Raw genomic sequence first — 20,290 nt, forward strand, 5'->3', positions numbered from 1 at the left:
CGCACACCACGCCCGGACGCCACGGCCGCCCCGCTCGAAATGGGTTCGCCACCCCGGAGCCGCGGGTGAGACCCTGGGCTCGGTATGTCTACTTCCTTCGCCGACCTCCAGGCCCTGCTGGCCGACGTCTCGCTGCGTGACGCGCAGCGGCTCGGCCGCCGGCTCGAGGGCGCACGGCGCATTCGCAAGCCCGACGCGCGGCAGGCCGTGCTGGACGAGATCGCCGGTGAGGCCGAGAAGGCCGCCGAGCGGACGCGGCGGCGCGGGACGCGGGTGCCCGCGGTCTCGTACCCCGAGCAGCTGCCCGTCAGCCAGAAGAAGGACACGATCCTGGAGGCGATACGCGACCACCAGGTCGTGATCGTCGCGGGTGAGACCGGGTCGGGCAAGACGACCCAGATCCCCAAGATCTGTCTGGAGCTGGGCCGCGGCGTCCGCGGCATGATCGGGCACACCCAGCCCCGCCGGATCGCCGCCCGCACCGTCGCCGAGCGCGTCGCGGAGGAGCTGGACACGCCGCTGGGCGAGGCGGTCGGCTGGAAGGTCCGCTTCACCGACCAGGTCAACCAGGACGCGACCTTCGTCAAGCTGATGACGGACGGCATCCTGCTCGCCGAGATCCAGACGGACCGCGAGCTGCGCGCGTACGACACGATCATCATCGACGAGGCCCACGAGCGAAGCCTCAATATCGACTTCCTGCTCGGCTATCTCGCCCAGCTGCTGCCCAGACGCCCGGACCTCAAGGTCATCATCACCTCCGCGACCATCGACCCGGAGCGCTTCTCCCGCCACTTCGGCGACGCCCCCATCGTGGAGGTCTCGGGGCGTACGTACCCGGTGGACGTCCGCTACCGCCCGCTCCTGGAGGAGGACGGCGAGGAGGGCGACCGTGATCAGATCACCGCGATCTCGGACGCCGTCGACGAACTCCAGTCGGAGGGCCCCGGCGACATCCTCGTCTTCCTCTCCGGCGAGCGTGAGATCCGCGACACCGCGGACGCCCTGGAGAAACGCAAGCTCCGGGGCACCGAGGTCCTCCCCCTCTACGCCCGGCTCTCGCACGCGGAGCAGCACCGCGTCTTCCAGCGCCACAGCGGCCGCAGGATCGTTCTGGCGACGAATGTCGCCGAGACCTCGCTGACCGTCCCCGGCATCAAGTACGTCATCGACCCGGGCAACGCCCGTATCTCCCGCTACAGCCATCGCACCAAGGTCCAGCGGCTGCCGATCGAGCGGATCTCGCAGGCCAGCGCCAACCAGCGCAAGGGCCGCTGCGGCCGTACGTCCGACGGCATCTGCGTCCGGCTCTACTCCGAGGACGACTTCGAGTCCCGCCCGGAGTTCACGGACGCCGAGATCCTCCGTACGAATCTGGCCTCCGTCATCCTCCAGATGACCGCGGCCGGCCTCGGCGACATCGAGAAGTTCCCCTTCCTCGACCCGCCGGACCACCGCAATATCCGTGACGGTGTGCAACTGCTCCAGGAGCTGGGCGCCTTCGACCCGGCGCAGAAGGATCCGAAGAAGAAGCTGACCGAGCTGGGCCGCAAGCTCTCCCAGCTGCCCGTGGACCCGCGTCTCGCCCGTATGGTCATCGAGGCCGACCGCAACGGCTGTGTGCGCGAGGTCATGGTGATCGCCGCCGCGCTCTCCATCCAGGACCCGCGGGAGCGGCCCGCCGAGAAGCAGGCCCAGGCGGACCAGCAGCACGCCCGCTTCAAGGACGAGACCTCGGACTTCCTGTCGTACATCAACCTCTGGCGGTACATCAGGGAGCAGCAGAAGACGCTGTCCTCCTCGGCCTTCCGCCGTACGTGCAAGTCGGAGTATCTGAACTTCCTGCGGATCCGGGAGTGGCAGGACATCTACTCCCAGCTCCGTACGGTCGCCAAGCAGATGGGCATCCACCTCAACGAGGAGGACGCGACGGACCAGGCCGTCCATGTCTCGCTGCTGGCCGGGCTGCTGTCGCACATCGGCATGAAGGACGTGAAGGAGGGCGCGAAGAACGAGTACGTGGGCGCCCGCAGCGCGAAGTTCGCGGTGTTCCCGGGTTCCGCGCTCTTCAAGAAGCCGCCGCGCTTCATCATGTCCGCCGAGCTGGTGGAGACCTCCCGGCTCTGGGCGCGCGTCAACGCGAAGATCGAGCCCGAGTGGATCGAGCCCCTCGCCGGCCATCTCCTCAAGCGCACGTACAGCGAGCCGCATTGGGAGAAGGACATGGCGGCCGTGATGGCATACGAGAAGGTGACGCTGTACGGCGTACCGATCGTCGCCCAGCGCAAGGTGAATTTCGGCCGGATCGACCCGGAGGCGTCCCGCGAGCTGTTCATCCGTAACGCGCTCGTCGAGGGCGACTGGCGCACGCATCACCAGTTCTTCCATGACAATCGCAAACTGCTCGGCGAAGTCGAGGAGTTGGAGCACCGCGCCAGGCGCCGCGACATCCTCGTGGACGACGAGACGCTGTACGACTTCTACGACCGGCGGGTGCCGGACGATGTGGTCTCCGGCGCGCACTTCGACTCGTGGTGGAAGGGCAGGCGCCGCGAGGAGCCCGAACTGCTCGACTTCGAGCGGTCGATGCTCATCAACGAGAAGGCCGGGTCGGTCACCAAGGACGACTATCCGGACTCCTGGCGGCAGGGACAGCTGAAGTTCCGGGTGACGTACCAGTTCGAGCCGGGCGCGGACGCGGACGGTGTGACCGTGCACGTACCGCTCCAGGTGCTCAACCAGGTCACCTCCGAGGGCTTCGACTGGCAGATCCCGGGACTGCGCGAGGAGGTGGTCATGGAGCTGATCCGCTCCCTGCCCAAGCCGATCCGCCGCCACTACGTGCCCGCGCCGAACTACGCGAAGGCGTTTCTGGAGCGCGCCGTGCCGCTCCAGGAGCCGCTGCCCGTCACGCTGGCGCGCGAACTCCAGCGGATGGTCGGGGTGCCCGTCACGGGCGACGACTTCGACATGGCCCGGGTCGACGACCATCTCAAGATCACGTTCCGGATCGTCGACGAGCGGCGCCGCAAGATCGCCGAGGACAAGGATCTGGAGGCGCTGAAGCTGCGGCTGCGCCCCAAGGCCCGTCAGGCCCTCTCCCAGGCCGCCGCGGCCACGGCCGAGCGCGCGGGCGGGGAGGCGATCGAGCGCACCGGGCTGACGGACTGGACGATCGGCACGCTCTCCCGGATCTTCGAGACCCGGCGGGCCGGCCAGCCGGTCAAGGCGTACCCGGCGCTGGTCGACCAGGGCGGGACCGTGGCCGTACGGCTCTTCGACACGGAGGCCGAGCAGCAGCAGGCGATGTGGGCGGGTACGCGGCGGCTGATCCTGCTGAACATCCCGGTCAATCCCGCGAAGTTCGCCTCGGACAAGCTCACCAATCAGCAGAAGCTCGCGCTGTCCCGCAATCCGCACGGCTCGATCCAGGCTCTGTTCGACGACTGCGCCATGGCCGCCGCGGACAAGCTGATCGGCGATCACGGGGGCCCGGCCTGGGACGAGGAGTCGTTCCGCAAACTGTTCGACAAGGTCCGCGCCGACCTCGTCGACGCGACCGTACGGACCATCGGCCAGGTCCAGCAGATCCTGGCCGCCTGGCAGGCCTGTGAGCGCCGTCTGAAGGCCACGAACAGCCTGACCCTGGTGAACAACGTCCAGGACGTCAGGGACCAGCTGGCGGCGCTCGTACCGGCCGGCTTCGTCACCCGCACCGGACTGCGCAGGCTGCCGGACCTGATGCGCTATCTCGTCGCCGTGGACCGGCGGCTGCAGCAGATGCCGACGGGCGTCCAGCGCGACACCACGCGGATGGAGAAGGTCCACGAGATGCAGGACGAGTACGCCTGGCTGCTCGAACAACTGCCCCGGGGACGGCCGGTGCCGCAGCAGGTCCTGGACATCCGCTGGATGATCGAGGAGCTGCGGGTGAGCTACTTCGCGCACGCTCTGGGCACCGCCCAGCCGGTCTCGGACAAGCGCATCGTGAAGGCGATCGACGCGGCCGCGCCGTAACGCGATCATCGTCAGGTACCAGTTCGACCGGACCCTCCGAGCTGCTGTACAGTCTGTTTTCGCAGCCACGGAAACACGGCCGCGAAACCTGGTCCTGTGGAGCAGCTTGGAGTGCTCGCCACCCTGTCAAGGTGGAGGCCGCGGGTTCAAATCCCGTCAGGACCGCAGTAACGTCGGAGCCCGCATCCTCTCGGATGCGGGCTCTTTCGCTTCCCGCCGCGGACAGGGGAACCACCCCGGTTACGGCAAGCGCGGTCGACGCCCCGGTAACGCCGCAGTAATGGCGGGCCCAAATCCGTCGGCAGAGGTCCGTGCCGTCTTGACGGGGTCATCTGCCAGGGGTAATCAAGCACCAGGACCCCAGTTTTCCTCGCAGCCAGGGGCCCGCACCGGGGGTGGTGTGCGTGACGACATCGACGACGAAGCACGAGACTCGCGCGCTGCTGCGCGCCCATCTGGCGGCCGCGTCCGGCCATCCGCACCGCACCGGGTTCTGCCCGGTCTGCCATCGCCTCCAGCGGCTCGTCATGGACCCGGCGTCGGCCGAGGACGACTTCTCTGACGACGAGTTACCCGACGGCCAATCTCCCTCCTCCTCCTGACGCGTGGCGAGCCGGCCTCCTGGGCGGCCGGCCACGATCCGGGCGGCGGTACGTCCATACCCGGCCCGAGCCGCAGTCGGCAAGAGGCGTGCAGTGTGACGGGAGTCACCGAACGAGTTTCTGGAATGACCGCGCTTACAACCGTCATACGGGCCACCGATTTAATATGTGCAATTGCACCCTTCCTCCGACCCCTCCCGGAGCATCCGTCCCACCCTCCACACAGCGGCCGAGCAGGGGCGGAACGGCGCATTCCCCTGACACAAAAAAAATCGCGCTGGACTCGGCGGAGTCCAGCGCGATCGACGACTTACCCGTGTTGCGTGGGCATGGGGCCTGTTGGGGCAGGCGCCCGTCGTATGGAGCTATGGGTCGGGACGACCGAGTTGGGGGCCCGGCTGTTCCCTGCTTGTGTTGAGCCCTAACGAGCCTTAACGGGGTGTTCAGGCCTCGCTGCGCTGCTGCGGAATACCCGCAAGCAGTGCGCGGACCTCTGCCTCGCGATACCGGCGATGCCCACCGAGCGTGCGGATGGACGTGAGCTTGCCGGCCTTTGCCCAGCGCGTGACCGTCTTCGGGTCCACACGGAACATCGTGGCAACCTCAGCCGGGGTCAGCAGCGGCTCGGCATCAGGGGTGCGAGCGGTCATGAGCGGCCTCCTCGGGAGAACCGAACCATCTCGGTTCTTTCCTCTAAATTCTGCACCTTGACCCACGTTGCCCGAAATGGCGGACGCGGGCCGAGTCGGTTATAGGACGAACGGCTTGTCCTCGGCACTACAACTACACCATCCGTCCAGCCGCGTCGGCCAAACCGATGGAATTGCCCTCTGAGGTGTCCATCAGCGGCGGAAGCCGATGGACCATGCCATAGCGGACAGTCACGTCACAGATACGATCAGTCACAGAGCGATCAGGAAGTCATCAGACCCCCCGTATAGAGTGCAATGCAGAGCATTCCGCCCTTACTCGGGCGGAAGGAGCCCTCCCCGGGCTCCTTGTCCTATTTTGACACGAGGGGGGGTGATGGGCGCAAGAGCCCCGTTAGTGCGGTCCGTCACGCTTGAGGGGTAAAGGCCCGGATCGGGCCTGCGGCCCCGGGGCCGTATCCGCACATCAGTACGGGCTCCCGACGGCTCCCGGCCGAGCGGGAGGCTCAGTTCGCGAACTGCCGGTCCCTGACGGCCCGCCAGCGTTCCGTGAGCCGTCCGTACGCCTCTCCGGCCCCCTCGCCGTCCCCGTCGCGCAGCGCCGCGATCCCGGCCGCCACATCGGCCGCCGAGCGGTCCGCCGCCAGCTGGGCCCCGGACAGGGCGTGCACCAGACCGCCGTAGTCCAGCTCGACCAGCGAGCGCGGGTGGAACTCCTCCAGCCACCGCCCCACGTCCACCAGGCCCTCGATGAGCGGCCCGTCGTCCATGGTGTCCCGCAGGGTCTTCAGCGCGCGGGCCAGCCGCCGCCTGGCCTGCACCATCGGTGTCCGGTAGCGCAGCACGGCCGCGCCAGGACCGCCGGCGCCTGCGCCGTCCGCCTCGACCGCGCCCGCCTCCTGGTACGTCCGCTCGTCGTCGGAGAAGAGCGTGAACCAGCGCACCGGCACCTGCCAGACCGCCGTCCTGATCCAGGGCCGCGCGTCCGGGTTGCGGTCCCGCCAGAGCTCGTAGTCCGCGGCGGCCTGCCCGCGCACCACGGGCGGCAGCACCGCGTCCAGCAGCGGCATGGGCAGCAGCTCCCCCAGCTCCTCCAGCGCCAGCCAGCCGCGCAGCCGGGTCCGCCAGGGGCAGACGCACACCACCCCGTCCACCTCGGCCACGAACGCGTCCGCGCTCTCGTGGACGGGCACGGGCATCGGCGGGGTGGACAGCAAATCGGCCAGGGAGCGGCGCAGTTCGTCCTGGGCGGTGGGCGTACGGTCCCGCCTGGCGTAGCGCGCCCAGTGAGCTCTCTCGGGCTCGGGGAAGGCCGCCAACGGCTCGTACACGCGCAGGTAGGACGCGTAGGGGACGAGGACAGAGGACACCGCCGGCATGCGGTGATCGTCCCACGCCTGTACTCCTCAAGGGGGTGATCCTCGGCACTGCGGCCGATCTACGCCCCCGTAGGACTTACCCTCTTGCCCAACTGGTCCCTCCCCACCCACAGGAGGGGCATTCCATCGCCGCTTCGTACTTGGGAGTCACCACCGTGACCGATGTGACCGACGGCGTCCTGCACACCCTGTTCCGCTCGGAGCAGGGGGGCCATGAGCAAGTCGTGCTCTGCCAGGACCGTGCCAGCGGCCTCAAGGCCGTCATCGCCCTTCACTCGACCGCCCTGGGCCCCGCCCTGGGCGGCACCCGCTTCTATCCGTACGCGTCCGAGGAAGAGGCCGTCGCCGACGCGCTGAACCTCTCCCGGGGGATGTCGTACAAGAACGCCCTGGCCGGGCTGGACCACGGCGGCGGCAAGGCCGTGATCATCGGTGACCCCGAGCAGATCAAGACCGAGGACCTGCTGCTCGCCTATGGCCGGTTTGTGGCCTCCCTCGGCGGCCGTTACGTCACCGCCTGCGATGTCGGCACCTATGTCGCGGACATGGACGTCGTGGCCCGTACGTGCGCGTGGACCACCGGCCGCTCCCCGGAGAACGGCGGCGCGGGCGATTCGTCGGTGCTGACCGCCTTCGGCGTCTTCCAGGGCATGCGGGCGAGCGCCCAGCACCAGTGGGGCGACCCGTCGCTGCGCGGTCGTACGGTCGGGGTCGCGGGCGTCGGAAAGGTCGGGCACCACCTGGTCGGCCATCTGCTCCAGGACGGCGCGCACGTCGTGATCACGGACGTACGGGAGGAGTCGGTACGCCGGATCACCGACCGGCATCCGCACGTCGCCGTGGTCGCCGACAACGAGGCGCTGATCCGCACCGAGGGGCTGGACATCTACGCCCCGTGCGCCCTGGGCGGCGCGCTGAGCGACGAGTCCGTGGCCGTCCTCACCGCGACGGTGGTGTGCGGAGCGGCCAACAACCAGCTCGCCCACCCGGGGATCGAGAAGGATCTCGCGGACCGCGGGATCCTCTACGCGCCCGACTACGTGGTGAACGCCGGCGGGGTGATCCAGGTCGCCGACGAGCTGCACGGCTTCGACTTCGAGCGGTGCCGCGCGAAGGCCGCGAAGATCTTCGACACCACACTGCAAATCTTCGCACGTGCGAAGGAGGACGGCATTCCGCCGGCCGCGGCGGCCGACCGGATCGCCGAGCACCGGATGGCGGAGGCCCGCCGCCGCTGACCCGCGGGAGGGGTGGCGGGCGGACCGGGGAGACGAGACTCACGCCGGTCGGCGGGTCGCCCCTCCAGAAGAGGTTAAAATCGCAGCTGACCAGCGAGGACGGGGCGCCTCGTTGGTCCTGCGCCGGGGCGCGTCATGCGGGCGGCGTACCGTATGGCCGCGGAAGCAGGTACCGTTGAAGCCCTACGGACGGGTCTCTCCGCGGAGAGCTCGTTCTGATTCATGAACGCGTGTCAAGACTCTGGGGCCGTCGAGCCCCGTCACCGAGGGGGTCGAGCCATGGGGCGCGGCCGGGCCAAGGCCAAGCAGACGAAGGTCGCCCGCCAGCTGAAGTACAACAGCGGCGGCACAGACCTGTCGCGTCTGGCCAACGAGCTGGGCGCATCGCCTTCGAGTCAACCGCCGAACGGCGAGCCGTTCGAGGACGACGACGAGGAAGATGACCCGTACGCACAGTACGCGGATCTGTACAACGACGACGAGGACGAGGACGACGAGTCCGGCCCCTCGGCGCAGCGCCGCGGCGCTTGACGTCCGTATACCTCGAGCAGTAGCTCATCGCCCGGTCCGGGGCCGTAACCCTGGACCGGGTTCTGTGCTGCCCGCGGACTTTACGGACCGATCCCGCTCCGGGCGGCCCGCTGTGTCCGGGCCGCCCAGACGCACTCAGTGGAGATAGTCGCCGGTCAGGGCCGCTCCCGTGGCGTGCTCCGCACGCTCGGTGATCTCTCCGGCGATCCACGCGTCCACGCCGCGGTCGGCGAGCGTGGTGAGCGCGGCGTCCGCCGACTCCGCGGGGACGACGGCGATCATGCCGACGCCCATGTTCAGCGTCTTCTCCAGTTCGAGGCGCTCCACCGCGCCCGCCGCGCCGACGACGTCGAAGACCGCGCCGGGCGTCCAGGTCGAGCGGTCCACCGTGGCATGCAGATGGTCCGGGATCACCCGGGCCAGATTGGCGGCGAGACCGCCGCCGGTGATGTGGCTGAAAGCATGCACCTCGGTGGTCCTGGTGAGCGCCAGACAGTCCAGCGAGTAGATCTTGGTGGGCTCCAGCAGCTCTTCGCCCAGGGTGCGGCCGAACTCCGGAATCTCCCGGTCCAGCGACCAGCCGGCCCGGTCGAAGACCACATGCCGGACCAGCGAGTACCCGTTCGAGTGAAGACCGGAGGACGCCATGGCGATCACCGCGTCACCCGTACGGATACGATCCGCGCCGAGCAGCCGGTCCGCCTCGACCACCCCCGTACCGGCGCCGGCGACATCGAAGTCGTCCTCGCCGAGCAGTCCCGGGTGCTCGGCGGTCTCGCCGCCGACCAGGGCGCAGCCGGCCAGCACACAGCCTTCGGCGATGCCCTTGACGATGGCGGCGACCCGCTCGGGGTGCACCTTGCCGACGCAGATGTAGTCGGTCATGAAGAGCGGCTCGGCGCCGCAGACGACCAGATCGTCGACGACCATGCCGACGAGATCGTGGCCGATCGTGTCGTACACGCCCATCTTGCGGGCGAGGTCGACCTTCGTGCCGACACCGTCGGTGGCGGAGGCGAGCAGCGGACGCTCGTAGCGCTTGAGGGCGGAGGCGTCGAAGAGGCCGGCGAAGCCGCCGAGGCCACCGAGAACCTCGGGGCGCTGCGTCTTCTTCACCCACTCCTTCATCAGCTCGACCGCGCGGTCACCGGCTTCGATGTCGACGCCCGCGGCGGCATAGCTGGCACCAGTGGTCGTATCGGACATGGCTGAGTACTTTCCTGTCGTCATACGGTCGTCAAACGGGGTGGTTACGGGCGACGGAGCGCGTCGGTGGCCGCGGTGTTGGCCGGTCCCGCCGCCAGCTCGGTCTCCAGAAGCTGCTTGCCGAGCAGTTCGGGATCGGGAAGATCCATCGGGTACTCGCCGTCGAAGCAGGCGCGGCAGAGGTTCGGCTTGGCGATGGTGGTCGCCTCGATCATCGCGTCGAGGGAGATGTACGAGAGGGAGTCGGCGCCCATGGAGATGCCGATCTCCTCGACCGTCATACCGTTGGCGATCAGCTCGGCGCGGGTGGCGAAGTCGATTCCGAAGAAGCACGGCCACTTCACCGGCGGGGACGAGATCCGGATGTGGACCTCGGCGGCGCCCGCCTCGCGGAGCATCTTGACCAGGGCGCGCTGGGTGTTGCCGCGGACGATCGAGTCGTCGACGACCACCAGGCGCTTGCCGCGGATGACTTCCTTGAGCGGATTCAGCTTGAGACGGATACCCAGCTGGCGGATGGTCTGGGACGGCTGGATGAAGGTCCGGCCGACGTAGGCGTTCTTGACCAGGCCCGAGCCGTACGGAATGCCGCTGGCCTCCGCGTAGCCGATGGCGGCCGGGGTGCCGGACTCAGGGGTCGCTATGACCAGATCCGCCTCGACGGGCGCTTCTTTCGCGAGTTTCCTGCCCATTTCCACCCGGGACAGATAAACGTTCCGCCCAGCGATGTCCGTATCGGGACGGGCCAGGTAGACGTACTCGAAGACACAGCCCTTGGGCTTCGCTTCCGCGAATCGCTGCGTACGGAGACCGTTCTCGTCGATGGCGATCAGCTCGCCCGGCTCGATCTCACGGACGTAGGAGGCACCGCAGATGTCGAGGGCGGCGCCCTCGGAGGCCACCACCCAGCCGCGCTCCAGCCGGCCGAGGACCAGCGGGCGGATGCCCTGCGGGTCACGGGCGGCGTAGAGCGTGTGCTCGTCCATGAAGACGAACGAGAAGGCTCCGCGCACCTCGGGCAGGATCTTGGCGGCGGCTTCCTCGACCGTGAGGGGCTTGCCGTCGTCGTCCGTCTGGCTGGCGAGGAGCGCCGTGACCAGATCGGTGTCATTGGTGGCGGCGACCCGCGTCGTCCGGCCGTTCTCCTTCGGGAGATCGGCGACCATCTCGGCGAGCTGTGCGGTATTGACCAGATTGCCGTTGTGACCGAGCGCGATCGAGCCGTGGGCCGTGGCCCGGAAGGTCGGCTGCGCGTTCTCCCACACCGAGGCACCGGTGGTGGAGTAGCGGGCATGGCCCACCGCGATATGGCCCTGGAGAGAGCTGAGAGATGTTTCGTCGAAGACCTGTGAGACGAGGCCCATGTCCTTGAAAACCAGGATCTGGGATCCGTTGCTCACTGCGATGCCCGCGGATTCCTGTCCGCGGTGCTGCAGGGCATACAGTCCGAAATAGGTGAGCTTGGCGACCTCTTCGCCCGGGGCCCAGACTCCGAAGACGCCGCAAGCGTCCTGGGGGCCTTTCTCACCGGGGAGCAGGTCGTGGTTGAGTCGTCCATCACCACGAGGCACGCCACCGAGTGTAGGCGAGATCGACCACTGGTCCGAATTGGGGATACGGTCCCGGCCCGCCGCCTACTTCCCGGGAGCGTCCGCGACAGCGCCCAGACCTGCGCCGTTCCCCGCCGTGAGGGTCAGACCGCGGTGGTGAAGCTCATAGCTGACCTTGCCGTCCAGCACCTTCTGTACCTGGCGTTCCACGGTCATCTCCGGGCCCGGACAGAGCTTGCGGGTGGAGGTGATGCGGCCGAAGGTGACCGTGGATCCGGAGACCTTCGCGGTGGAGCTGAAGGTGTTGCAGCCGAGACTTCCCTCCACGGAGCCGTCCTTACCGAGCGTGAAGTGCGCCTTGCCCTCGGTGCCCTTGGGCAGGGACGTCGCGGTGGCGCCCGCGGCCAGCGAGTTCACCGTCCACTCGGTACCGGCGAGCGGGGCGGGCGGCTCGGAGGTCAGGCTGATCGCGTCGCCGTCCGCCGTGGTGAGCGTGAGCCGCTTGTCCTCGACCTCGGCCTTGAGCTTGCCGGAGAACGCGCCGCTCAGGGCCTTCTCGAAGCCTTCCAGCTCTTCAGGGCAGCCGATCAGCGTCGACTCCTTCTTGCCCACGGTCACGGTGTCACCGCTGACGGTGACGTCCGCGCCGATGGTGTTGCAGCCCGTCTTCGCGCTGGCCCGGCCCTTGGAGTCGATCTCCACGCTGGCTCCGGCGGGGGCGGCGGTCTTCTTCCCGCCGACGCTCACGCTGTCCACGCTCCAGACGACATCGGTGAGGGGCAGCTCGCTCCGTACGGAACCCCCGCTGCCCTTCGAACCGGCGTCCGAACCGGACTCCGTGCCGCAGGCGGCCAGCGTGAGCAGTGCGACGGCAGTGACGGCAGTGACCGTAGTGATCTGTTGCTTCAGCATGCGGATGAGACGGGACGGGCGGGGCTCCGGTTCCGTCACCCCATGAGCGGGAGCAGAGCCGCGAGGTCCGCGCGCTCCCCGCTCGCGCTGACGTGCGCGGCGTCGAGTTCCTCGGCCCATGACGTACGGCCGGTGGCGAGCCGGATCCAGGTGAGCGGGTCGGTCTCGACGACATTGGGCGGAGTGCCGCGGGTGTGCCGGGGGCCCGGCACGCACTGGACCACGGCGTACGGCGGGATACGGACCTCGGTCGACGAGCCGGGGGCCTTGACCGCAAGGGCGTCGGCGAGCAGCCGCGTACAGGCGGCCAGGGCCTGCCGGTCGTACGGGATGCTCAGCCCGGCTGCCCGGTTCAGGTCGTCGGTGTGGACGACCAGCTCGACGGTCCGGGTGACGAGGAAGTCCGCGAGGCGCATCGCGCCGACCCGGATCGCCAGCGGCCGGCCGTCCGCCGCGCCGGGGAGGAGGGCGGCAATCCGGTCGGCGGTGTGTTCGAAGAACTCCTCCGGCGTGGTGGACGCGGCGAGCCGCTTCACGTCCTCGGAGATGTCGTCCGCGAGGGCGGCCGTCAGGAACGGCCAGTCCACCAGGGCGACCACGGGACCGGCCGGCTCGGGTTGTTCGAGGCTCCTGCTGACGGACTCGATGCCGAAGGCCAGATGCGCGACCAGCTCGCGGACGGTCCAGTCACCGAGCGCGGTGGGCAGGGCGAGCTGCTCGGGAGTGAGCCGGCCGACGGCCTCGCGTACGTTCCCGAACTGGGCGAGGACGGCGGCCCGGGTCTTGGCGGGGTCGTAGCTGCGCGTGCGCTTCTTGGCCGGTGGCATAGCGGTGAGGCTAACCGAGAGCGGTCGGCCCTTCGCCGGCCGTCCGCCCTTCAGTTTGTTCGCCCGCTTGCTCGCCCGCCAGGAAGGGGTCGCCGTTGGCCGGGACGCCGATGCCGTGCCAGCGGAACGGGATGCCGCGGGCCAGATCGAGATCGGCGTGGTCCATCAGCTGGAAGTGCACATGCGGCTCGGTGGAGTTTCCCGAGTTGCCGCAGCGGGCCAGGACCTGGCCCGCGCGCACCCGGTCGCCGGGACGGACCGCGAGGGAGCCGCGCTGGAGATGGGCGTACATCGCGTACGTACCGTCGCCGAGGTCGAGCACCAGCTGATTGCCCGTGATCCAGCCGGCTCCGCTCAGCTCCCGTACGGCGGCTTCGATCAGCGTCATGTAGACGAGGGCCGGGAGCGAGGTGCGACTGAGATGGTCGCGCTGCCGGTCGGTGGCGTGGACGACGGTTCCGTCGGCCACCGCGAGCAGCGGTTCGCCGAAGGCCGGGAAGGCGCGGTTGCGCCGGACGACCGGCCACAGCCAGGCGAAGGCCGGGCGGGCGCCGGGCTCCGGCTCGGCGACGATGTCGACGGCGTACGTCTGGCCGAGGCTGTGGGTGCCGTGGCTGGGCACCTTGTCGGCCGGGCTGTTGAGGGCGGTCCAGCGGCCGGTGACGGGTGCGGCCACCTCGACCGCGGGCGGCCGGACCGCGTGCCGCGCCCGCGCCTGACGGCTCATTTCCAGCGTGAGGGCGATGGCGACGGCCGCCGGCACCCAGATCCACCCCAGGCCGAAGGGCAGCCGGCCGGAGAGCGCCACGACTATCAGGGCGACGTAGGTCACCCAGGACAGCCGGCAAAAGATCACGAGTAATTTACGAGCGGGCATCGTTCCCCCTGGTGACAGCGACAGCGGCAGCGGTGACGGTGACGGTGACGGTGACGGGCAAAACGGCCGAGCCCCCGCCCGGTGGTCATCGGGCGGGGGCTCGGCGGACGTCACGCCTGCCGCGGACGTTCGAGGGTCAGGAGCAGACCCTCGACGGCGCCGGGGCCGATGCGGCCCTTGACGTCGGCGGCGGTGATGGCCTTGAGGGCCCAGCCGTCCGCGGCGTGCTTGTTGAGCGTCTTCTCCAGCTTGTCGCTGTCCAGGGCGTCGCCGATGAGCGATTCCCTGAACGTCACGACCTTGTACTCGTAGGACATGGGGTGTTCCCCTCGTTCATGGCTCGTACGCACGGCAGGACGCGTGCGGGACCAGCCAATCACGACGGGGGTCAGGCGAGCAGGGCCGGGATGGTCGCCTCGTGGGCGGCCTTCAGCTCGCTCAGCGTGAGGCTGAACTCGCCCTGCACCTCGATCTCTTCGCCGTCCACGACACCGATCCGGGTGACGGGAAGCCCGCGCGCCCCGCACATGTCGGTGAAGCGGAGCTCCTCGCTGCGCGGTACGGCGACGACCGCGCGGCCCGCCGACTCGCTGAACAGGAAGGTGAAGGCGTCGAGCCCGTCCGGTACGACCAGCCTGGCGCCGTTCCCGCCGCGCAGGCAGGACTCGGTCACCGACTGGATCAGACCGCCGTCGCTCAGATCGTGCGCCGCGTCGATCATTCCGTCGCGGGACGCCGAGATCAGGATCTCGCCGAGCAGCTTCTCCCGGTCCAGGTCCACGGCCGGCGGCAGTCCGCCGAGGTGGTCGTGGACGACCTGCGACCAGGCCGAGCCGCCGAACTCCTCGCGGGTGTCCCCGAGCAGATAGAGGAGCTGGCCCTCTTCCTTGAAGGCGATCGGCGTACGCCGGTTCACGTCGTCGATCACTCCGAGCACGGCCACGACCGGCGTCGGGTGGATGGCCGTCTCACCGGTCTGGTTGTAGAGCGAGACATTGCCGCCGGTGACCGGGGTGCCGAGCTGGAGGCAGCCGTCCGCCAGACCACGGGTGGCCTCGGCGAACTGCCACATCACGGCCGGGTCCTCGGGCGAGCCGAAGTTCAGGCAGTCGGAGATGGCGAGCGGCTTGGCGCCGGAGGCGGCGACATTGCGGTACGCCTCCGCCAGCGCGAGCTGCGCGCCCGTGTACGGGTCGAGCTTCGTGTACCGGCCGTTGCCGTCGGTCGCCATCGCCACGCCCAGATTCGACTGCTCGTCGATCCGGACCATGCCGGCGTCCTCGGGCTGCGCGAGCACGGTGTTGCCCTGCACGAAACGGTCGTACTGGTCGGTGATCCATGCCTTGGAAGCCTGGTTCGGCGACGCGACCAGCTTCAGGACCTGGTCCTTCAGCTCGGCCGAGGTGGCCGGGCGCGGCAGCTTGCCCGCGTCGTCGGCCTGGAGCGCGTCCTGCCAGTCGGGGCGGGCGTAGGGGCGCTCGTACACCGGACCGTCATGGGCCACGGACCGCGGCGGTACGTCCACGATCTGCTCGCCGTGCCAGAAGATCTCCAGCCGCTCGCCCTCGGTCACCTCACCGATGACGGTGGCGATGACATCCCACTTCTCGCAGATCTCCATGAAGCGGCCGACCTTGTCGGGCTCGACGACCGCGCACATGCGCTCCTGCGACTCGCTCATGAGGATCTCCTCGGGCGAGAGGGTCGCGTCACGCAGCGGAACGGTGTCGAGTTCGACGCGCATACCGCCGGAGCCGGCGGACGCCAGCTCGCTCGTCGCGCAGGAGAGACCGGCGCCGCCGAGGTCCTGGATACCGGCGACGAGCTTCTCGCGGAAGATCTCCAGGGTGCACTCGATGAGCAGCTTCTCCTGGAACGGGTCGCCGACCTGGACGGCGGGGCGCTTGGCCGGGCCGGTCGCCTCGAAGGTCTCCGAGGCCAGGACGGATACGCCGCCGATGCCGTCGCCGCCGGTGCGAGCGCCGTACAGGATGACCTTGTTGCCGGCGCCCGACGCCTTGGCGAGGTGGATGTCCTCGTGCCTCATCACACCGATACAGCCGGCGTTGACCAGCGGATTTCCCTGGTAGCAGGCGTCGAAGACGACCTCGCCGCCGATGTTCGGCAGGCCCAGGCAGTTGCCGTAACCGCCGATGCCCGCGACCACGCCGGGCAGCACCCGCTTGGTGTCGGGGTGGTCGGCCGCGCCGAAGCGCAGCGGGTCCACCACGGCGACCGGGCGGGCGCCCATGGCGAGGATGTCGCGGACGATGCCGCCGACGCCGGTGGCCGCGCCCTGGTAGGGCTCGATATAGCTCGGGTGGTTGTGGGACTCGACCTTGAAGGTGACCGCGTAGCCCTGGCCGACGTCCACGACGCCCGCGTTCTCGCCGATGCCGACGAGCATCGCGTCGTTGGCGGGGACCTTCTCGCCGAACTGCTTGAGGTGCACCTTGCTGCTCTTGTACGAGCAGTGCTCGGACCACATGACGGAGTACATGGCCAGCTCGGCGCCGGTGGGACGGCGCTCCAGGATCTCGCGGATCCGGTCGTACTCGTCCTCCTTGAGGCCGAGTTCCTTCCAGGGCTGCCCGACGTCGGGGGTTCCGCTCGCGTGCTTGACGGTGTCCAGGGTCATGAGGCGCTTACCAGCTTCTTCAGGATCGAGGTGAAGAATCCGAGACCGTCGGTACGGCCCGTACCGATCAGCGGCTCCACGGCGTGCTCGGGGTGCGGCATCAGACCGACGACATTGCCCGCCGCGTTGGTGATGCCGGCGATGTCACGGAGCGAGCCGTTGGGGTTGCCGTCCAGGTAGCGGAAGGCGACCCGGCCCTCGGCCTCCAGCTCGTCGAGCGTGTGCGCGTCGGCCACGTACCGGCCGTCGATGTTCTTGAGCGGGACGGAGATCTCCTGGCCGGCGGCGTAGTCGGCCGTCCAGGCGGTGTCCGCGTTCTCCACCCGCAGTCTCTGGTCACGGCAGATGAAGTGCAGGTGGTTGTTCCTGAGCATCGCACCGGGCAGCAGGTGGGACTCGGTGAGGATCTGGAAGCCGTTGCAGATCCCGAGGACCGGCATACCGGCCTTCGCCTGCTCGATGACCGTCTCCATCACCGGCGAGAAGCGGGAGATGGCTCCGGCCCGCAGATAGTCGCCGTAACTGAAGCCGCCGGCCAGCACGACCGCGTCGACCTGCTTGAGGTCCTTGTCGCGGTGCCACAACTGGACGGGCTCGGCCCCGGCGATCCGGGCGGCACGGAGGCTGTCCCGGTCGTCGAGCGTGCCGGGGAAAGTGACGACTCCGATACGAGAAGTCACTTCGACTCCTCGACCTTCACGACGAAGTCCTCGATGACGGTGTTGGCGAGGAAGGTTTCGGCCATCTCGTGGATGCGGGCGAGGGCGGCGTCGTCGACCGGCCCCGCCACCTCGAGCTCGAAGCGCTTTCCCTGGCGGACATCGGCGATTCCCTCGAAGCCCAGGCGGGGCAGTGCGCGCTGCACCGCCTGGCCCTGCGGGTCGAGGATCTCCGGCTTGAGCATGACGTCGACTACGACGCGTGCCACTGGCACTCCCGGTGGTGTGGTGCGGCTGGTTCTGCTGCTGTGTTCTCCAGGGAATCCCCCGGACCCCCCGAGCTTCCCTCAGCGTACCCGTCCCGAAAATCTACGCGGGTAGATATGGTGGTTCACAGATCGCGCGGCGATTTCGCCCCCGGAGAACGCACGGAAAAATCCAGGGAAAAAATCTCGCCCCCCATTGCCCAGGGACACGCTGATGTAATTGGCTGGGCTTCACAATGCGATGCTTGCCGCTGTACAAAGGAATACAGAGGAAAGCAGCATTGCCCCATAACAGCCGGAAGGCCGGTATCGCCGCACGTCAGCCGTGTTTCCTGCACGTGTCCGACAGAGCGGTACCGCAAGAGAGGACCGATATCCGTGGCGCAGCGCGTAGTGGTCACGCTCTCCGATGACATCGACGGCGGAGAAGCGGCGGAAACGGTCACGTTCGGCCTCGACGGGAAGTCGTACGAGATCGACCTCAATCCCGCCAATGCAAAGAAACTGCGCAAGGCCCTGGCGCCGTACTTGGCCGCGGGCCGAAAGCAGACAAACGCGAGCAAGTACGGCAAGTCCCGCACGACCTATCGGCACACTTCCCTCGCGCCCGACCCGGCGGCCGTCCGCGCCTGGGCGCTCTCCCACAAGATGGAGGTGCCGGCCCGCGGCCGGATCCCCAAGCGGGTCTACGAAGCGTTCCGTGAAGCCAGTTGAGCGACGCGGTGGCGTACCGAGTTGCGAACCACCCCTGCTGATCGGCTAGAGTCTGGAGCACGCCGAGGGGCAAGGCCGAAAGGCCCGAACCTCACGGAGCGTGCGGGTGTAGTTCAGTAGTAGAACGCCCCCTTTCCAAGGGGGAGGCGCAGTGTGCAATTCCTGTCACCCGCTCCGCATCACGCTCCGATCCACTCCGGTGGATCAGGTAGAGTGATGGCCGCACCGGTCACCTGGTGCGCTGCGGACGTAGCTCAGTTGGTAGAGCGCAACCTTGCCAAGGTTGAGGTCGCCAGTTCGAACCTGGTCGTCCGCTCAGTAGAAGAAGCCCCCAGTCGAATTGACCGGGGGCTTCTTCACGTGCGCCGTCGATGACAAATGTCATCGGCGGCGATGACAGCGCGCACTGCCCCGGGGACCGGTCCGGCGGAAACCTGGAAGACATGACTGAGTCTTCTTGGGAGGACGGCCACATGGACGTCCCGGTAATCGAGACGGACGAGCTGCGGCGTACCTATTCCGGCGGCTTCACGGCGGTGGACGGTGTCTCCTTCTCCGTGGCGCGCGGTGAGCTGTTCGCGCTGCTCGGGACGAACGGGGCGGGCAAGACCTCCACCGTCGAACTGCTGGAGGGTCTCGCCCGGCCCAGCGGCGGCACGGTACGGGTCCTCGGCCACGACCCGTACAAGGAACGGGCGGCCGTGCGCCCGCAGATCGGCGTGATGCTCCAGGAGGGCGGCTTCCCCTCCGACCTGACGGTCGCCGAGACCGTACGGATGTGCGCCGGCTGCACCAGCGGAGCTCGGCCGACCGATGAGGCGCTGTCCCTGGTCGGGCTCGGCAAGCGGTCGGGCGTACGGGTCAAGCAGCTGTCCGGCGGTGAGCGGCGCCGCCTGGATCTGGCGCTCGCGCTGCTCGGCCGGCCCGATGTCCTCTTCCTCGACGAGCCGACGACCGGTCTGGACGCCGAAGGGCGCCGTGACACCTGGGAGCTGGTACGGGCGCTGCGGGACGGCGGCACCACGGTGCTGCTGACCACGCACTACCTGGAAGAGGCGGAGTCGCTCGCCGACCGGCTGGCGATCATGCACCAGGGGCGGATCGTGGTCACCGGCACCCCCGCCGAGGTGACCGCCGCGCGGCCGGCCCGTATTCGCTTCGTCCTGCCGTCCGGAGTGGACGCCTCCCGGCTGCCGCTGTCACTGACGGCCGGGGTGGAGGGACGGCAGGTCGAGATCCGTACCCAGCGGCTTCAGCGGGACCTGGGCGAACTCCTGCGGTGGGCCGAGGAGTCCGACGTACAGCTGGAGGGACTGGACGCCCGGTCCGCCTCCCTCGAAGAGGCCTTTCTCGATATCGCTGCGCGGAGCGCGGAAAAGGTGGATGCGTGATGAGCGCGGTGACCACAGAGGTGAGCACGACGACGAACGCGCGGCGGACGACGACTTCGGGACGTCTCGCGGCGCTCGGGCGGGCCGAGCTCACGCTGCTCGTACGGAACAAGACGGCGCTCTTCTCGGCGGTGCTGGTGCCGCTGGGAATGATCGGGGCCATCAAGGCGTCGCTCGGGGGCGTCAACCTCGACAAGGCCGGGATGACCGTCGCCGAGGTGGCGATGATCGGCGGGATCGGCATGGTGCTGATCTTCGCCGTGTACGCCAACCTCGCCACCGCGTACACGGCCCGGCGCGAGGAACTGGTGCTCAAGCGGCTCCGTACCATCGAGGCGCCCGACCGGGAGATCCTGGTCGGCACCGCGCTGCCGGCGGCCGCGCTGGCGTTCACGCAGTGTGCCGTGATGATCGCGGCCGGCGTCGTGTTCCTCGGGCTGAGCGCGCCGCAGCAGCCCGTGGTGCTGGTCCTCGGGGTGCTGGGCGGTCTGGTGCTGCTCACCGCGCTGGCCGCCACGACCTCCGCGTTCACCAGGACCGTGGAGAGCGCCCAGCTCACCACCATGCCGCTGTTCCTGATCTCGGTGGTCGGCTCGGGCCTGTTCGTCCCGCTGGACGCGCTGCCCGACACGGTCGCCTCCGTCTGCGAGCTGCTGCCGGTGACCGGCGTCATGACCCTGATCCGGGCCGGCTGGCTGGGCGGTGTCGAGGGGTACGACCTGCTCGGCGCGGCGCTCAACGCGTTGGCCTGGACCGTGCTCGCGGTGTTTGCTGTACAGCGGTGGTTCCGCTGGGAGCCGCGCCGCTGAGGCACACGCCGCGGCGGTTACACC

Annotated in this window: 18 protein-coding genes and 3 tRNA genes; 10 read left to right on the forward strand and 11 right to left on the reverse strand. The window is 68.9% G+C overall.

The genetic code is table 11. The annotated features are described in order from the left end of the window. Window positions 1–84: 84 nt before the first annotated feature. The 3 genes from hrpA to ACZ6MZ_RS00175 all read left to right on the forward strand — a co-directional run bounded on the left by hrpA (window position 85) and on the right by ACZ6MZ_RS00175 (window position 4,619). Entirely contained in the window at window positions 85–4,017 is a 3,933-nt protein-coding gene (gene hrpA / locus ACZ6MZ_RS00165; protein ID WP_469348849.1) for an ATP-dependent RNA helicase HrpA, read from the forward strand. Window positions 4,018–4,107: 90 nt separating this feature from the next. Then, window positions 4,108–4,182, forward strand: a tRNA-Asp gene (locus ACZ6MZ_RS00170). A gap of 239 nt (window positions 4,183–4,421) precedes the next feature. Further along, entirely contained in the window at window positions 4,422–4,619 is a 198-nt protein-coding gene (locus ACZ6MZ_RS00175) for a DUF6274 family protein (protein WP_384189078.1), read from the forward strand. A 443-nt stretch (window positions 4,620–5,062) separates the two neighbouring features. Here ACZ6MZ_RS00175 and bldC read toward each other — a convergent pair whose 3' ends face one another. After that, on the reverse strand, window positions 5,063–5,269 hold the full coding sequence (bldC, locus tag ACZ6MZ_RS00180; RefSeq protein ID WP_003949541.1) for a developmental transcriptional regulator BldC: 207 nt from the start codon (window positions 5,267–5,269) through the stop codon (window positions 5,063–5,065). Window positions 5,270–5,775: 506 nt separating this feature from the next. Further along, the gene (locus ACZ6MZ_RS00185) at window positions 5,776–6,648 is read right to left on the reverse strand and encodes a DUF8083 family protein (protein WP_389785819.1); all 873 of its coding nucleotides are present in this window, start codon (window positions 6,646–6,648) and stop codon (window positions 5,776–5,778) included. Window positions 6,649–6,803: 155 nt separating this feature from the next. Here ACZ6MZ_RS00185 and ACZ6MZ_RS00190 point away from each other — a divergent pair, with 155 nt between their 5' ends. Both ACZ6MZ_RS00190 and ACZ6MZ_RS00195 read left to right on the forward strand, forming a co-directional pair. Next, window positions 6,804–7,886, forward strand: a complete 1,083-nt coding sequence (locus ACZ6MZ_RS00190) for a Leu/Phe/Val dehydrogenase (protein WP_389785818.1) — start codon at window positions 6,804–6,806, stop codon at window positions 7,884–7,886. Window positions 7,887–8,165: 279 nt separating this feature from the next. Continuing rightward, window positions 8,166–8,417 (forward strand): DUF3073 domain-containing protein, encoded by a 252-nt coding sequence (locus tag ACZ6MZ_RS00195; protein WP_319683984.1) that lies wholly within the window; start codon window positions 8,166–8,168, stop codon window positions 8,415–8,417. A 135-nt stretch (window positions 8,418–8,552) separates the two neighbouring features. Here ACZ6MZ_RS00195 and purM read toward each other — a convergent pair whose 3' ends face one another. The 9 genes from purM to purS form a co-directional block, all read right to left on the reverse strand. Beyond that, the gene (purM, locus tag ACZ6MZ_RS00200; protein WP_469348852.1) at window positions 8,553–9,623 is read right to left on the reverse strand and encodes a phosphoribosylformylglycinamidine cyclo-ligase; all 1,071 of its coding nucleotides are present in this window, start codon (window positions 9,621–9,623) and stop codon (window positions 8,553–8,555) included. Window positions 9,624–9,667: 44 nt separating this feature from the next. Next, complete coding sequence (purF, locus tag ACZ6MZ_RS00205; RefSeq protein ID WP_469348853.1) at window positions 9,668–11,194, reverse strand: amidophosphoribosyltransferase; 1,527 nt, start codon at window positions 11,192–11,194, stop codon at window positions 9,668–9,670. Window positions 11,195–11,257: 63 nt separating this feature from the next. Next, window positions 11,258–12,085, reverse strand: a complete 828-nt coding sequence (locus ACZ6MZ_RS00210; protein ID WP_469348854.1) for an META domain-containing protein — start codon at window positions 12,083–12,085, stop codon at window positions 11,258–11,260. 35 nt (window positions 12,086–12,120) lie between these two features. Next, entirely contained in the window at window positions 12,121–12,912 is a 792-nt protein-coding gene (locus tag ACZ6MZ_RS00215) for a maleylpyruvate isomerase family mycothiol-dependent enzyme (protein ID WP_469348855.1), read from the reverse strand. A 10-nt stretch (window positions 12,913–12,922) separates the two neighbouring features. After that, complete coding sequence (locus tag ACZ6MZ_RS00220; protein WP_469348857.1) at window positions 12,923–13,789, reverse strand: M23 family metallopeptidase; 867 nt, start codon at window positions 13,787–13,789, stop codon at window positions 12,923–12,925. Between the two features lie 110 nt (window positions 13,790–13,899). Beyond that, the gene (locus tag ACZ6MZ_RS00225; RefSeq protein ID WP_041986919.1) at window positions 13,900–14,106 is read right to left on the reverse strand and encodes a DUF4177 domain-containing protein; all 207 of its coding nucleotides are present in this window, start codon (window positions 14,104–14,106) and stop codon (window positions 13,900–13,902) included. 71 nt (window positions 14,107–14,177) lie between these two features. Further along, window positions 14,178–16,427 (reverse strand): phosphoribosylformylglycinamidine synthase subunit PurL, encoded by a 2,250-nt coding sequence (gene purL, locus ACZ6MZ_RS00230; protein WP_469348859.1) that lies wholly within the window; start codon window positions 16,425–16,427, stop codon window positions 14,178–14,180. Further along, the gene (purQ, locus tag ACZ6MZ_RS00235) at window positions 16,424–17,107 is read right to left on the reverse strand and encodes a phosphoribosylformylglycinamidine synthase subunit PurQ (RefSeq protein WP_389785800.1); all 684 of its coding nucleotides are present in this window, start codon (window positions 17,105–17,107) and stop codon (window positions 16,424–16,426) included. Before purQ ends, purL begins: the two co-directional genes overlap by 4 nt. Continuing rightward, window positions 17,104–17,355 (reverse strand): phosphoribosylformylglycinamidine synthase subunit PurS, encoded by a 252-nt coding sequence (purS, locus tag ACZ6MZ_RS00240; RefSeq protein WP_384189094.1) that lies wholly within the window; start codon window positions 17,353–17,355, stop codon window positions 17,104–17,106. The genes purQ and purS overlap by 4 nt, the downstream gene beginning before the upstream one ends. A gap of 375 nt (window positions 17,356–17,730) precedes the next feature. Between purS and ACZ6MZ_RS00245 the strand changes: the two genes are divergently transcribed. The 5 genes from ACZ6MZ_RS00245 to ACZ6MZ_RS00265 all read left to right on the forward strand — a co-directional run bounded on the left by ACZ6MZ_RS00245 (window position 17,731) and on the right by ACZ6MZ_RS00265 (window position 20,266). Beyond that, window positions 17,731–18,066, forward strand: a complete 336-nt coding sequence (locus ACZ6MZ_RS00245; RefSeq protein ID WP_384189096.1) for a histone-like nucleoid-structuring protein Lsr2 — start codon at window positions 17,731–17,733, stop codon at window positions 18,064–18,066. 102 nt (window positions 18,067–18,168) lie between these two features. After that, window positions 18,169–18,240 (forward strand) — tRNA-Gly (locus ACZ6MZ_RS00250). Between the two features lie 69 nt (window positions 18,241–18,309). Then, window positions 18,310–18,382 (forward strand) — tRNA-Gly (locus ACZ6MZ_RS00255). A gap of 157 nt (window positions 18,383–18,539) precedes the next feature. After that, a complete protein-coding gene (locus tag ACZ6MZ_RS00260) occupies window positions 18,540–19,457 on the forward strand; it encodes an ABC transporter ATP-binding protein (protein ID WP_384189116.1) in 918 nt (305 codons plus the stop codon). Then, a complete protein-coding gene (locus ACZ6MZ_RS00265; RefSeq protein ID WP_469348861.1) occupies window positions 19,457–20,266 on the forward strand; it encodes an ABC transporter permease in 810 nt (269 codons plus the stop codon). The genes ACZ6MZ_RS00260 and ACZ6MZ_RS00265 overlap by 1 nt, the downstream gene beginning before the upstream one ends. Window positions 20,267–20,290: the final 24 nt, after the last annotated feature.

This window comes from Streptomyces sp. NPDC042201 (genome assembly GCF_055582185.1).

Coding starts and splice junctions, on each gene's coding strand:
- purL (WP_469348859.1), bottom strand. CDS start 16,427: ATGACCCTGGACACCGTCAAGCACGCGAGCGGAACCCCCGACGTCGGG.
- purM (WP_469348852.1), bottom strand. CDS start 9,623: ATGTCCGATACGACCACTGGTGCCAGCTATGCCGCCGCGGGCGTCGAC.
- bldC (WP_003949541.1), bottom strand. CDS start 5,269: ATGACCGCTCGCACCCCTGATGCCGAGCCGCTGCTGACCCCGGCTGAG.
- ACZ6MZ_RS00195 (WP_319683984.1), top strand. CDS start 8,166: ATGGGGCGCGGCCGGGCCAAGGCCAAGCAGACGAAGGTCGCCCGCCAG.
- ACZ6MZ_RS00260 (WP_384189116.1), top strand. CDS start 18,540: ATGGACGTCCCGGTAATCGAGACGGACGAGCTGCGGCGTACCTATTCC.
- ACZ6MZ_RS00215 (WP_469348855.1), bottom strand. CDS start 12,912: ATGCCACCGGCCAAGAAGCGCACGCGCAGCTACGACCCCGCCAAGACC.
- ACZ6MZ_RS00225 (WP_041986919.1), bottom strand. CDS start 14,106: ATGTCCTACGAGTACAAGGTCGTGACGTTCAGGGAATCGCTCATCGGC.
- ACZ6MZ_RS00210 (WP_469348854.1), bottom strand. CDS start 12,085: ATGCTGAAGCAACAGATCACTACGGTCACTGCCGTCACTGCCGTCGCA.
- ACZ6MZ_RS00185 (WP_389785819.1), bottom strand. CDS start 6,648: ATGCCGGCGGTGTCCTCTGTCCTCGTCCCCTACGCGTCCTACCTGCGC.
- hrpA (WP_469348849.1), top strand. CDS start 85: ATGTCTACTTCCTTCGCCGACCTCCAGGCCCTGCTGGCCGACGTCTCG.
- ACZ6MZ_RS00265 (WP_469348861.1), top strand. CDS start 19,457: ATGAGCGCGGTGACCACAGAGGTGAGCACGACGACGAACGCGCGGCGG.
- ACZ6MZ_RS00220 (WP_469348857.1), bottom strand. CDS start 13,789: ATGCCCGCTCGTAAATTACTCGTGATCTTTTGCCGGCTGTCCTGGGTG.